At 66.3% G+C, this 14,311-nt stretch carries 8 protein-coding genes; 6 read left to right on the forward strand and 2 right to left on the reverse strand.

Annotation, left to right across the window (positions count from 1 at the left end; genetic code table 11):
* Positions 1-34 precede the first annotated feature (34 nt).
* The 5 genes from EO156_RS14365 (at position 35) to EO156_RS14390 (ending at position 10,609) form a co-directional block, all read left to right on the forward strand.
* Positions 35-3,151 carry a maltotransferase domain-containing protein gene (locus EO156_RS14365; protein WP_016848847.1) on the forward strand — a complete coding sequence of 1,039 codons (3,117 nt, stop codon included), beginning with the start codon at positions 35-37 and terminating at the stop codon, positions 3,149-3,151.
* Complete coding sequence (treS, locus tag EO156_RS14370; protein ID WP_016848848.1) at positions 3,148-6,498, forward strand: maltose alpha-D-glucosyltransferase; 3,351 nt, start codon at positions 3,148-3,150, stop codon at positions 6,496-6,498. The genes EO156_RS14365 and treS overlap by 4 nt, the downstream gene beginning before the upstream one ends.
* Before the next feature lie 11 nt (positions 6,499-6,509).
* Positions 6,510-8,693: a 1,4-alpha-glucan branching protein GlgB gene (gene glgB / locus EO156_RS14375; protein WP_033483012.1), complete on the forward strand. Its 2,184-nt coding sequence runs from the start codon at positions 6,510-6,512 to the stop codon at positions 8,691-8,693.
* Positions 8,694-8,885: 192 nt separating this feature from the next.
* Positions 8,886-9,380, forward strand: coding sequence for a metallophosphoesterase family protein (locus EO156_RS14385; protein WP_016848850.1), 495 nt, complete (start codon positions 8,886-8,888; stop codon positions 9,378-9,380).
* A gap of 80 nt (positions 9,381-9,460) precedes the next feature.
* Entirely contained in the window at positions 9,461-10,609 is a 1,149-nt protein-coding gene (locus EO156_RS14390) for an aldo/keto reductase (protein WP_016848851.1), read from the forward strand.
* A gap of 45 nt (positions 10,610-10,654) precedes the next feature.
* Here EO156_RS14390 and EO156_RS14395 read toward each other — a convergent pair whose 3' ends face one another.
* Positions 10,655-12,277: a carboxylesterase/lipase family protein gene (locus EO156_RS14395; RefSeq protein ID WP_029827810.1), complete on the reverse strand. Its 1,623-nt coding sequence runs from the start codon at positions 12,275-12,277 to the stop codon at positions 10,655-10,657.
* Positions 12,274-13,332, reverse strand: a complete 1,059-nt coding sequence (locus EO156_RS14400) for an alpha/beta hydrolase (protein WP_029827811.1) — start codon at positions 13,330-13,332, stop codon at positions 12,274-12,276. The genes EO156_RS14395 and EO156_RS14400 overlap by 4 nt, the downstream gene beginning before the upstream one ends.
* Before the next feature lie 139 nt (positions 13,333-13,471).
* Here EO156_RS14400 and EO156_RS14405 point away from each other — a divergent pair, with 139 nt between their 5' ends.
* Entirely contained in the window at positions 13,472-14,293 is an 822-nt protein-coding gene (locus EO156_RS14405) for a 2-keto-4-pentenoate hydratase (RefSeq protein WP_016850028.1), read from the forward strand.
* Positions 14,294-14,311 lie beyond the last annotated feature (18 nt).

Below are 14,311 nucleotides of genomic sequence, written 5' to 3' on the forward strand. Positions count from 1 at the left end.
GCGCGTGCGCGCCGTTGCCTGCTGAGGGGGCGCCATGCGCATCTGTGTTCTCAATGAAGCACTGAAGGACGCGAACGGGCTGGAGCAGCGCTGCGTGGCGGCGCGTGAGGCTGGCTGCGATTACGTGGTGATGGCGGCACCCTTCGAACGCGATACCGAAGGCCGTCTGATCGAGCCCGCGGCCGGCGCCCAGACGCAGGCGCAGCGTCTGCAAGAGGCCGTGCAGGCGGCGCAACGCGCGGGCGTGAAGCTGTGGATCGATGTGCGCCTGGACGAAGTGGGCGGCGCCAGCGCGGTGGTGCGCGATAACCCGCAGTGGTTCCGCGCGCGCAGCACCGCGGTCCCGGACCCGCGTCAGCCGCGTGCCACGCCGGAGGTGGCCGAAGCGCGCTTCGCCTACGCGCAGGAAGGTGCGGCGCTGGTGGAGTGGTGGAGTGCGCGCCTGTTGGAGTGGGTGAGCCAGGGCGTTGGTGGCTTCCGTCTGTTGCAGCCGCAGCAGGTGCCGGTACAGCGCTGGCGCGAGTTGATCGCGCGCGTGCACGCGCAGGCGCCGGAGGTGGTGTTTGCGGCATGGACGCCGGGCCTGGGGCTGGAGGCACTGCAGCAGCTGGCCGGCGCCGGGTTCGATGCGGCGTTTTCCTCGCTTGCCTGGTGGGATGGTCGCGGCAGCTGGTTCTTCGACGAAGACAGTGCACTGCGCGCGTTGGCCGCGCAGGTCGTTGCGATGCTGGATGCGCCCGATGGCAAGCGCGCCGCGGCGCCCGAGCAGCACTGGCAACTGGCGCTGGCATTGGGCGGGGCATGGTTGCTGGACGATGCGCACCTGTCGGCATTGCCATCATCGATCCACGCCACCGACGGACTGCCAACCAGCAATGCAGGCATGCGGTTGCGCCCGCTGTTGCGGGAGGCGACCGGGCTCACCGCGGTGGCGATCAAGCCGCTGGGCGGCTTGCCCTCCCTGTTATTGATCAATGGCGACACCCAGCACGTGGTGCCGGTGCCGGCTTCAGACCTGTTGCGGCTGCTCGGCGATGCCGAGGCCTTGGTGGCCGAAGATGGCCGCACCTTGTCCGGTGCCACGCTGGAGGCGCTGGAGCCGGGCGAGGTGCGCGTGTATCGCAGCGTGCCGGCGCGCCATGTGCTGGCAGTGCCGCGCATGCGCCCGCGTGCGCAGACCGCCGGCACGTGGCCGCGCGTGTGCATCGAGTCGGTGACCCCGTCGGTGGATAACGGCCGTTTTCCGGTCAAGCGCACGGTGGGCGACCGCATTTGTGTGGAGGCCGACGCATTTTGCGATGGGCATGACCGCATCGCGGTGGCAGTGCTGTGGCGTCCGGCCGACGCCAAGGCCTGGGCCAGCGCGCCAATGCGTGCGTTGGGCAACGACCGTTGGCGCGCCGAGTTTCCGTTGGAACGCATCGGCACCTACGAATTTCGCGTAGAAGCCTGGCGCGACGTCTTCGCCACCTTGCATGCGGATCTGGAAAAGAAACGTGCCGCAAATACGGTGCTCCCGGTCGATGTGCAGGAGGCGGTTGCGGCAGTGCAGGCCGCACAGGCGCGCAGCGACGGTGCGCTGGCCGAGCGCTTGCAGACCGTGCTCACCCGCATCGGTGCGCAGAGCGAACCCCTGCAGCAGCTGGCCATCGTGCTGGAGCCGGATACCGCGCAGGCGATGGCGCTGGCCGACGACAAGCCGTTCCGCTCGGAATATCCGGTCACCTTCCGGGTGGAATCCGAGCGCCGCGCGGCGCACTTTTCCAGTTGGTACGAACTGTTTCCGCGTTCGCAAAGTGGCGATGCGAGCCGGCATGGCACGTTCGATGACGTCATCAAGCGCTTGCCGCACATCCGCGCGATGAACTTCGACGTGCTGTACATGCCGCCGATCCATCCGATCGGCCTGAACAACCGCAAGGGCCGAAATAACTCGGTCACGGCGGTGGAAGGCGAGCCCGGCAGCCCGTATGCGATCGGTGCGACCGATGGCGGGCATACCGAAGTCCATGCCGAACTCGGTGGGCTGGAGGGCTTTCGCCGGCTGATCGAGGCCGCGCGCGCGCAGGGTCTGGAAGTGGCGCTGGATTTCGCCATCCAGTGCGCGCCGGACCACCCCTGGTTGAAGGAGCACAAGGATTGGTTCACCTGGCGCGCGGATGGCTCGATTCCGTACGCAGAGAACCCGCCCAAGAAGTACCAGGACATCGTCAACGTCGATTTCTACGCCAGCGGCGCGGTGCCGGACCTGTGGAATACGCTGCGCGACGCGGTGCTGTTCTGGGTCAACGAAGGCGTCACGCTGTTCCGTGTCGACAACCCGCACACCAAGCCGTTCCCGTTCTGGGAGTGGCTGATTGCCGATGTGCGCGGCCGGCGCCCGGATGTGGTGTTTCTCTCCGAAGCCTTCACGCGGCCGAAGATGATGTACCGGCTGGCCAAGTGCGGCTTCTCGCAGTCCTACACCTACTTCACCTGGCGCAACCACAAGCACGAGCTGCAGGCGTACGTGGAAGAGTTGAACGACGGCGTGCCGCGCGAATGTTTCCGCCCGCATTTCTTCGTCAATACGCCGGACATCAACCCGCTGTTCCTGCAGACCAGCGGGCGCAATGGCCATCTGATCCGCGCCGCGCTGGCCACCACGCTGTCGGGTTTATGGGGGATGTACCAGGGCTTCGAGCTCTGCGAAGCCACACCGCTGGCGCCTGGCAAGGAAGAGTATCTGGACTCGGAAAAATTCCAGCTGCGCGCATGGCCCGAACGCGTGCCCGGCGACATCGTCGAGGAGATCACCCGCTTCAACCAACTGCGCCGCATGCATCCGGAACTGCAGTCGCATCTGGGCACGCGCTTCTACCAGGCGCATAACGACCAGGTGCTGTACTACGGCAAATTCCTGGATGCCGGCTACCTGTCGCGCAGCCGCAGCATGGTGCTGGTGGCGATCAATCTGGACCCGCATGCCGGGCAGGACGCCGATATCGAAATCCCGTTGTGGGAACTGGGCCTGCCCGATCACGCCAGCGTTGCCGTGGAGGATCTGTGGGATGGCCATCGTTTCGCGTGGCACGGCAAATATCAACACATTCGTCTAGAGGCAACGCGACCGTTCGCGTTATGGCGCATCCGCGCAGGAGAGGTCGCATGAATGCAGCGGCATCGTTACAAGCCGACGCAGAGCAGTCGGCCGTGGTCGCCGACCAGCGTTGGTACAAGGACGCGATCATCTACCAGGTGCACGTCAAGTCGTTCTTCGATTCCAACGACGACGGCATCGGCGATTTTCCGGGGCTGATTTCCAAGCTGGATTACATCGCCGAGCTCGGCGTGGACACCATCTGGCTGCTGCCGTTCTATCCCAGCCCGCGCCGCGATGACGGCTACGACATCGCCGAGTACATGGCGGTGCACCCGGATTACGGCAGCATCGAAGACTTCGAGCAATTGGTGGCGCATGCGCATGCGCGTGGCATCCGCATCGTCACCGAGCTGGTGATCAACCACACCTCCGATCAGCATCCCTGGTTTCAGCGCGCACGCAATGCGCCAGCCGGCTCGCCCGAGCGCGACTTCTACGTCTGGTCGGACACCGATCAGGAATACGAAGGCACGCGGATCATCTTCTGCGATACCGAAAAATCCAACTGGACCTGGGACCCGGTGGCCGGGCAGTACTTCTGGCACCGCTTCTATTCGCATCAGCCGGACCTGAACTTCGATAACCCGGCCGTGCTGGACGCGGTGCTGGAAGTGATGCGTTTCTGGCTGGATCGCGGCGTGGATGGCCTGCGTCTGGACGCGGTGCCGTACCTGATCGAGCGCGCCGGCACTTCCAACGAAAACCTGCCCGAAACCCACGCCATCCTGCGCAAGATCCGCGCCACGCTGGATGCCGAATATCCCGACCGCATGCTGCTGGCAGAAGCCAACATGTGGCCGGAAGACACCCAGCAATACTTCGGCCAGAACGCCGACGAATGCCACATGGCGTTTCACTTCCCGCTGATGCCGCGCATGTACATGGCGATCGCGCGCGAAGACCGCTTCCCCATCACCGACATCATGCGCCAGACCCCGGAGATTCCGGAGAGCTGCCAGTGGGCGATCTTCCTGCGCAACCACGATGAGTTGACGCTGGAAATGGTCACCGATTCGGAACGCGATTATCTGTGGCAGACCTACGCCGCCGATCGCCGCGCGCGTATCAATCTCGGCATTCGGCGCCGCCTGGCGCCGCTGCTGGAGCGCGACCGCCGCCGTATCGAGTTGATGACCTCGTTGCTGTTGACCATGCCTGGCACGCCGGTGCTGTATTACGGCGACGAAATCGGTATGGGCGACAACATCCATCTGGGCGACCGCGATGGCGTGCGCACGCCAATGCAGTGGTCGATCGACCGCAACGGCGGTTTCTCGCGTGCCGACCCGGCGCAGCTGGTGCTGCCGCCGGTGATGGATCCGCTGTATGGCTTCCAGGCGGTGAATGTGGAAGCGCAGATCCGCGACCAGCATTCGCTGCTGACCTGGACCCGGCGCGTGCTCAGCGTGCGCAAGCGCTACCAGGCCTTCGGCCGCGGCAGCTTGCGCTTCCTGTACCCGGGCAACCGCCGCATGCTCGCCTACTTGCGCTGCTATCAGGATGAAACCGTGTTGTGCGTGGCCAACCTCTCGCACACGCTGCAGGCCGTGGAGCTGGATCTGTCCGAGTTCGAAGGTCGCGTGCCGGTGGACATCATCGGTGGCGGCAGCTTTCCGCCGATCGGCCGGTTGACCTATCTGCTCACGGTGCCGCCGTTCGGTTTCTATGCGTTCCAATTGGTCAGCGAAGGCACCTTGCCGGATTGGCATGTGCCCAGCCCGGTGCCGCTGCCGGATTACCGCACGCTGGTGCTGCGCAGCGATGCCGACGAAAGCGCCGCACTGCTGCCGCATCTGCCCACCCTGGAAGGCGAAATCCTGCCGGCGTGGCTATCGGCACGACGCTGGTTCTCGGCCAAGGACCAGGTGTTGCGCAGCGTGCGCATCGCGCGCCGCACGCCGCTGCCGGGCGATGAGCCCATGACGCTGCTGGAACTGGAGGTAGAGCTGGAAGACGGCCGCCACGAGCGTTACATGCTGCCGGTGGGCATCGTGTGGGAGCGCGAGCAGCCGAGCACGCTGGCCGAGCAGTTGGCGCTGGCGCGCGTGCGCCAGGGCCGCGAGGTGGGCTATCTCACCGACGCGTTTGCGCTCAAGCCCATGGTGCGCGGTGTGATCGATGCGCTGCGCAGCCATGCGGCGCTGGACTTCTGCGACGGCGACGATGCCGCCCAACAGGGGCAGGTCTGCTTCGAAGCCACGCCGGCACTGGCAACGCTGGACATCCCGCAGGATCCGGAAATCCGCTGGTTGTCGGCCGAACAGAGCAACAGCTCGCTGGTGGTCGCCGACAAGGCCGTGTTCAAGCTGCTGCGGCATGTGGCCGTGGGCGCCAACCCGGAGATCGAGATCGGCCGCCGCCTGACCGAGATGGGCTACGCCAACGCTGCGCCGCTGCTGGGCAGCGTCAGCCGGATCGACGGGCAGGGCACCGTCACCACCATCGCGTTGTTGCAGGGCTTCATCCGCAACCAGGGCGATGCCTGGCGCTGGACGCTGGACCATCTGGCGCGCAGCTTCGACGAATACGCCACTGCGCAGACCGACGAAGCGCGCGCCGAAGCGGTCGCCGGCTACGATGCCTTCGCCGCCGTGGTGGGCAAACGGCTGGCCGAATTGCACGAAGCGCTGTCGCGCGGCACCGACGATGCCGACTTCGCGCCGCAACGTATCGACCTGCCCACCGCCAACGACGTGGTGGCCGGCGTGGGACGCCAGGTCGAAGAGATGTGGGAGACCGTCAACGCACGCCTGGCCGGCAGCGAAGACAGTGCCGAACGCGAGGCGCTGGAGGCGGTGCTGGCGCAGCGCCCGCAGCTGGATGCCTTGCTCGCCAAGGCGCCGAGCGTGCTGGCCGACTCCTTGCTCACGCGCGTGCACGGCGATTTTCACCTGGGCCAGATCCTGGTGGCCTTCGACGATGTGGTGCTGATCGACTTCGAAGGCGAGCCGGCCAAGCCGCTGGCCGAACGCCGCGCCAAGGCCAGCCCGCTGCGCGATGTTGCAGGCTTCCTGCGCTCGCTCGATTACGCCAGCGAAGTGTCGGCACGTGGCGAGGAAGGCACCGCCGCCCGCGCCGGTGTTGGTGTGGATACGCATCTGGACCAATTCCTGGTGCAATTCCGCCGCCGCTCCACACAAGCCTTCCTGGACGCTTACCATGCCGTGCTCGACGCCAGCGCCCATCCGTGGATTGCGCCGGCGGCGTTCAATGCAGCCACCTTGTTGTTCCTGGTGGAGAAGGCTTGCTACGAAGTGCGTTATGAAGCGGCCAATCGCCCAGGGTGGCTGATGGTGCCGATCGAAGGCTTGCGACGCATCCTGCAACGCGCACGCGCCGGTGCAGGAGACACATGATGAGTGGAGTAATGACAGCAGTGAGCAATCGATGGGATTCCGGCGTGGTACGCGCCCTGGCAGAAGCGCGCCACGGCGACGCGTTTGCGGTCTTGGGCGCCCACCCGTCCGACAAGGGGCGCTTGTTGCGCACCTATCTACCCGGCGCCGACCGCGTCAGTGCGGTGCTCGACGATGGGCAGGTGGTGGCGCTGGACGCCGGCCCGGAGCCGGGCCTGTTTGCCGGCGAGTTGCCGGCGCACGGCGGGTATCGCCTGCGCATCGGCTGGCCCGGTGGCGAGCAGGAGACCGCAGACCCGTACGCGTTCGGCCCGCAGCTCAGCGACTTCGACCTGCACCTGATCAGCGAAGGCCACCATCTGCAGCTGGCCGACGCGCTGGGCGCCAACGTGGTCGAGGTGGAGGGCGTACGCGGCACGCGCTTTGCCGTCTGGGCACCGAATGCCTCGCGCGTGGCGGTGGTGGGCGACTTCAACAGCTGGGACGCGCGCCGTCATCCGATGCGGCTGCGGCATCAGTTCGGCGTGTGGGAATTGTTCGTGCCCGACGTCGGCCCCGGCGCGCATTACAAGTACCAGCTGCGTGGTCCGCACGGGCACGAGTTGCCGGCCAAGGCCGACCCGGTGGCGCGCCGCGCGGAGCTTGCGCCGGGCACTGCGTCCATCGTGGCCGATCCCACGCCGCATCAGTGGAGCGACGACGGCTGGATGGCCACGCGTGCGCGTCGCCAGGCCCACGACGCGCCGATGAGCATCTACGAGATCCACGCCGGCTCGTGGCTGCGCGAAGCAGGGGTTGATCTGGATTGGGATGGGCTGGCCGACCGCCTGATCCCGTACGTGGCCGACATGGGCTTCACCCATGTCGAGTTGATGCCGGTGAGCGAGCATCCGTTCGGCGGTTCATGGGGTTATCAACCACTGGGCCTGTTCGCGCCCACTGCGCGCTTCGGCACGCCCGATGGATTTGCGCGCTTTGTCGACCGCTGCCATCGCGAAGGCATCGGCGTGATCGTCGACTGGGTGCCGGCGCACTTTCCCACCGATGCGCACGGACTGGCGCATTTCGACGGCACCGCGCTGTACGAGCATGCCGACCCGCGCGAAGGCTTCCACCGCGACTGGAATACGCTGATCTACAACCACGGTCGCCGCGAGGTGTCCGGGTTCCTGATCGCCAGTGCGATGGAGTTCCTGCAGCGCTATCACGTCGATGGCCTGCGCGTGGATGCGGTGGCCTCGATGCTGTACCGCGATTACAGCCGCAACGCCGGCGAGTGGATACCCAACATCCACGGCGGGCGCGAGAACTACGAGACTATCGCGTTCCTGCGCCGGCTCAACGAGGTGGTGCGCGAGCACACTCCGGGCGCGGTGATGATTGCCGAAGAATCCACTGCGTTTCCCGGTGTCACCGCCGAGGTGGCGCACGGCGGCCTGGGCTTTCACTACAAGTGGAACATGGGCTGGATGCACGACACCCTGCATTACGCCGGGCTGGACCCGATCTATCGCCGCTACCATCATGGCGAGCTGACTTTCAGCATGGTCTATGCGTATTCGGAGCGCTTCGTGCTGCCGATCTCGCACGACGAAGTGGTGCACGGCAAGGGTTCGTTGCTGGGCCGCATGCCGGGCGACGATTGGCAACGCTTCGCCAACCTGCGCGCGTACCTGGGTTTCATGTTCACCCACCCGGGACGCAAGTTGCTGTTCATGGGCTGCGAATTCGGCCAGCCGACCGAGTGGAATCACGACGCCGGCCTGCCGTGGCATTTGCTCGACGACCCTCGCCATCGTGGGGTGCAGACGCTGGTGCGCGATTTGAACCGGCTGTATGTCCAATACCCGGCGCTCCACGCGCACGACGACGATCCGTCCGGGTTCGCCTGGGTGGTGGGCGACGATGCCGGCAACAGCGTGGTGGCGTTCCTGCGCAAGGGCAAACGCGGCGACGCACCGGTGCTGGTGGTGATCAACTTCACCCCGGTCGTGCAACACGCATATCGCATCGGTGTGCCACAAGGCGGCCAGTGGCGCGAGGTGTTCAATAGCGACGCCGGTATCTACGGCGGCAGCAACCTGGGCAATGGCGGCAGCGTCACCGCCGAGCAGCAATCCATGCATGGGCACGCGCAATCGCTGCCGCTGCTGTTACCACCGCTGGGCGCCATCGTGCTGACGCCGTATGGCTGATGCCCCCTGCGCCTCCCACCGGGCAACTGGCCCGGTGGGAGGCGGCAGCTGCGTCATGCATCCAGCTGTCGTTGACGGCGTGGGTCATGCGCTGGCATCGCCTGCATTCCTGCACTCCCACTCGACCGTGATGGCATTGATCTCTCCAGGCCGGGAGTCTCGCAACAGATCATCCAGCAGCAGGTCGTCTCGATGATCGAGCGCAAGCGCGGTGATGGCCAGACGGGCACCGGCACGCGGATCGGCGTGATCTCCGATACGCACGGCCTGCTTCGGCCCGAAGCGCTTGCCGCGCTCGAGGGCTGTGCGCACATCATTCATGCCGGCGATGTTGGCAAGCCGCAGGTGCTTGAGGCATTGCGGGCACTGGCACCGCTGCATGCCATCGCAGGCAATATCGATGACAAGCCCTGGGCGGCGGGTTTACCGCAGACGCGGGATCTGCAGATCGATGGCGTGCGCATCCATGTGCTGCACGATCTGAAGACGCTGGCACCGCAGGTGCAGGCCGACGTCGTCATCAGCGGCCATTCGCACAAGCCGGTGGTGCACATGCACGATGGGGTGCTGTATCTCAATCCGGGCAGCGCCGGGCCGCGTCGTTTCAGTCTGCCGATCAGCGTGGCCACGCTATGGCTGGGCGATGGCGCGCCACGTGCGCGCGTGCAGCCATTGGCACTGGTTTGAAGCCCAAGGCTGAGTTCGCTGACTTGGCATGCACACCGGCGGGGCCATGCTCGTGGACCACGTTGTTGCAAGGAATTCCCATGAATACACGTCGCCAATTCCTTTCTGCTGCCGCGGCCGGTACTGCGGCATTGGCCGCTGCGCCGTTGATGGCGCAATCGTCGGCACCCGGCAGCGTGATGCCCACGCGCGGGAAAACCGATGCGGGCGCATTGCCGACCAATCCGCTCGTCAAGGGCGGACGCTACCGGCCTGGCAGTCGCCTCGGCTTCGGTGGCGTGGCGATCGGTAATGGCTTTGCGCCTGCCACCGACGCACAGAGCGAGCAGACGCTGGCAGCGGTGTGGGAGTCGGGCGTGCGGTATTTCGATACCTCGCCTTGGTACGGGTTGGGCTTGTCGGAGCGACGCACCGGCCATCATTTGCACAACCATCCGGCCGACGATTACGTGTTGTCGACCAAGGTCGGGCGCTTGCTCACCGCGACCGACACGCCGCCCAAGACGATGTGGCAGCAACCGTCGCCGTTCGACTATCGCTACGACTATAGCGCGTCCGGGGTGCGGCGCTCGATCGAAGACAGCCTGCAGCGTCTGGGTGTGTCGCAGATCGACATCGCGTATATCCACGATCTCTCGCCAGAGAACGAAAAAGACCTGGGCATGCCGTGGGAGCAGCGGTTCGCCGAGGCGGTGAAGGGCGCGATGCCGGAGCTGACCAAGATGCGCAAGGAGGGCTCGATCAAGGCCTGGGGCTTCGGCGTCAATCGTCCTGAGCCGGCCTTGCGCGCAATCGAAGAAGCCGACCCGGACATCTTCCTGCTCGCCTGCCAGTACTCGCTGCTCGACCATGCGCAGGCCTTGCATGACACCTTCCCGAAGATCGCAAAGCACGGCGCCTCGGTTGTGATCGGTGCACCGCTGTTGGCTGGCTATCTGGCCGGGCGCGAGCGTTATCTCTACGACGGCACCATTCCGCCATGGGCGCCTGCCAAGCGGCAGAAAGCGCTGGCCATCTGCGACCGGCACGGCGTGGATCTACGCACCGTCGCGCTGCAATTTGCTGCGGCCCCGCAGGTGGTGTCGGCCGTGATTCCCGGTGCGCGCACGGCCGAGCAGGCACGCGCCAATGCGAGCTCGATGCGGGTGGCGATTCCGTCGGCGGTGTGGGAGGCGCTCAAGCGCGAAGGTGTGATCGAGGCAGACGCGCCGGTGCCCGCGGCGCGTTGAGGGCTGAGCCCGCGCGCAGCGTAGGGTGTTCGCGCTGCATGGCAATCAAAACGTCCCGCGTTGAATGAACGGCGCTTGTTGATACAACAGGCGTTCGCCACCACGCGGATCCAGTTCCAACCGGCTTGGCGTGTCGAACACCAGCGTTTCGCGCCGTTTCAAGGAATACGGTTTCCAGTACGGCGCGCCGCGACGATTGGGGTCGCCCTGCCGCGCAAACGCAAGCAGCGCTTCGCTCATCTGCTCGGCCATGCGCTGCGCATCGGCACCATCGCCGGTGCGCGAGCCCGGCTGGCGCACGTTGTCGAACACCAGCGGAATATCCAAGGTATGGAAGGCGCCGAACTTGCCGCCATCCAGCGGCGAACCCCAATCCAGTTGATAGACCCAGGTGGACGCGCCCTGACGGGCACGCGCTTGTGCTTCTTCGACAGCGCCGCGCCACGAGCGGCCGGCGGTGGTGGCTGCGAAGAACACCTGCGACGGCGTGTACTGCGGATAGAGCCGCCGATATTCGGCAATGACCACCTGCGGCAACAGGTCCACGTATTGCTGCGCCTCCAGCCTGGCCGGCAATTCGTCCCAACTCAGCGCGAAGTTCTTCGCATCGTTGCCGAGAAAGCCGCGTGTTTCATCGCGCGTATTGCCGATCACCATCGGAATACGTGCCGACTGCACCGGCGCCGTCGGCCAGAACGGATGCACCGGCACGTTGCGCGCATCCAGCACCGGGCCGAAATACAGCGCCGTGCTTTCCACCCGCGACGGGTCGCGCACGTGCGCGGCGGCCAGCAGTTGGGCCACAGGCAGCGTGCGCATGCGCGCGATCTCGCTTGGCGAAATCTTCAACGCGTCCAGCAGCAGCTGCGCGCGCTGGGTGGCCGCACGCGGCCCGGCCACGGTGACCTGTTGCCCGCTCATGGTCCAGGCGCGATGAAATAGCCCGCGCGCGACCGGCATCGCCATCAGCGTGGCGATTTTGGCGCCACCGCCCGATTGCCCAAACACCGTGACATTGCCGGCGTCGCCGCCGAATTCGGCCGCGTGCTGGCGCACCCACTGCAGCGCCTGGATCAGGTCCAACTGCCCCGCATTGCCGGAGTCGGCGAAACTGGCATCGCCCAGCTGCGCCAGCGACAGATAGCCGAACAGGTTGAGCCGGTGATTGACGGTGACCACCACCACATCGCCGCGCTTGCACAGGCGCACGCCATCGTAGAGCGGATCGCTGCCGGAGCCGGTGGTGTAGCCGCCGCCGTGGATATAGAACAACACCGGCCGCTTGCCGCCATCGCGCAGGCCGGGTGTCCACACATTGAGGAACAGGCAGTCCTCACTGGTGGGCTCGCTGGCCTTGGGTTGTGGCGCCGCTGCACCGAAACCGCTGGCATCGCGCACGTGGTGCCACGGCGTTTCCTGCAGCGGTGCCTGGAAGCGTCGCGAAGCGGTGTCGCCGCCATAGGGGATGCCCTTGAACACGCAGACGCCCTGGTCGCGGTAGCCGCGCAGCGCGCCGCCACGCACGCGTGCCAGCGGCGCGCCATCGTCGCGTGGCGGCGCAAGTACGGCCGCGGCAGCGAAGCCGGGAAGCGTTGCTGCCGCAGTCGCGAGCAGGCCACCACGCAGCAGCGTGCGGCGTCGCGTGTCAGGAGTGGCTTGGGTTGTCATCGCGCCATCTCCTTCGCGGGTGTAGGTGTCGGTGCGGGCTTGGCGACATGCGCGATCCAGGCTTGCGCCAGCTGCGGCCATGCGGACACGGTAAGACCGCTGCCGCTGGCGGTACCGAAGCCATGGCCGCCCTGCGGGAATACGTGCAGCTCGCTGGGCACACCAGCGCGTAGCAGCGCATCGTGCATCAGCAGGCTGTTGCGCACCGGCACCACGCTGTCGTCCTGCGCATGCAGCAGAAAGGTAGGTGGCGTGCGCGCGTCCACGTGCAGCTGTGGCGAATAGGCCTGCACCTGCGCCTGGCTCGGGGCGCTGCCGAGCAGGCGTTCGCGTGAGCCTTTGTGCGCGTTGGCGCTGTCCATGTCGATCACCGGGTAGATCAGCAACTGGAAGTCCGGTCGTGCGCTCAGTGCATCGGCCGCGTCGATGGGCGGATACACCTGCGCGGCGTAGCGCGTGCCCAGGCTGGCGGCGACATGGCCGCCGGCCGAAAAGCCCATCACGCCCACGCGCTGCGCATCGATGCCATAGCGCGCCGCATTGGCGCGGATCAGCCGCAAGGCACGTTGCGCATCGGCCAGCGGCACGTCGGCGCCGTTCGGGTGGCCTTCGCCCGGCAGCCGGTAGCGCAGCACGAACAGGGTGATGCCGGCGACGTCGACAAAGCCGGGCACCAGCGCGCTGCCCTCGTTGTCCAGCACGATGCGTTGGTAGCCGCCGCCAGGCGTGACCAGCAGGGCGGTGCGGTTGGGCTGTTTGGGCCGGTAGACCACCAGATACGGCGTACTGACCTGCTGGATGTAGCGATCCGGCTGCGTCGGCTCGCTGCTGCGCTCGACGATGCGCTGCGGTTGCGGCAGCGCCGTATCCCCCGGTGCCAGCGGCGTTGGCCATAGCGCGATCCGGCTGGCTTGTTCGGCGGCAGTATCGGCGCTCGGTCGCTCGGCCGCCGGCGCCGGGCCGGCCAGCAGCGCGCCCAGCACAAGGACCGCCAGGCCATGCCGCGTGGCGCGCGAAAGTGCGGTCAACGCATGCGTTTGGCGTGTCTGTTGCATTCACCCCTCCCAGGGCCACTTCGTCACCGCGACCACAATTGCCGCAGTGCACATTGCCAATGACACCGGTTTACCATATACAGCACACCGTGCCGCTGTCGATTGGCAGTGCAACAAAACACCTATCGGGGAGACACCCTTGAGCAACGACGCCGCCACTCCGCCATCGTCCACACCCGCGCTGTCCGCCATTGCCCAGCGATTTGTGGAAGCACGCCGTGCAGGGGCATCGCTGCCTGACTTTCCCGGGCAAATCCCCGACGATCTGGTCACCGCCTACCAGGTGCAGGACATCGCCATCAGCCAGTGGCACGACCACGTCGTCGGCTGGAAGGTGGGGTACATCGCCGCCGAGCGCCGCGACGCGTCCGGCGACGAGCGTCTGCTCGGCCCGATCTTCTCTCGGAAGGTCTGGAATGCTACCGGTGGAACAACCGAGTTCCCGATCTTTGTCGGCGGCTTCGGCGCAGTGGAAGCCGAATATGTCCTGATGCTCGGTGCCGATGCCCCGGCCGATCAGACCCACTTCACCCCGGAGCAGGCGGCACAGCTGCCGGCCACGTTGTTCATCGGGGTGGAAATCGCCAGCAGCCCGCTGGCCACCATCAACCAGTTGGGCCCGCGGGTGGTGATTTCGGACTTCGGCAACAACAACGGCCTGATTCTGGGCCCGGAAGTGACCGATTGGCTGGCGCGCGACGAGGCTGCGCTCACTGCCCAGACGCTGATCGACGAAAAGGTGGTTGGCACCGGTGGGGCCACCACGCTGCCGGGCGGGCTGCGCGCGGCCTACGCATTCGCGCTCAGCCGTTCGGCACAGCGCGGGCGTCCGCTCAAGCGCGGTGATCTGATTGCCACCGGCAATGCCACCGGTATCCACGACATCGAAGTGGGGCAGCGTGCCCTGATTCGCTTCGCCGGCATCGGCGATATTTCCTGTACGGCTGTGTCCGCCAGTTGACGGCGGTCCCCGTGACCA

This window comes from Xanthomonas sp. DAR33341 (genome assembly GCF_003992815.1).
GTDB lineage: Bacteria > Pseudomonadota > Gammaproteobacteria > Xanthomonadales > Xanthomonadaceae > Xanthomonas > Xanthomonas cissicola.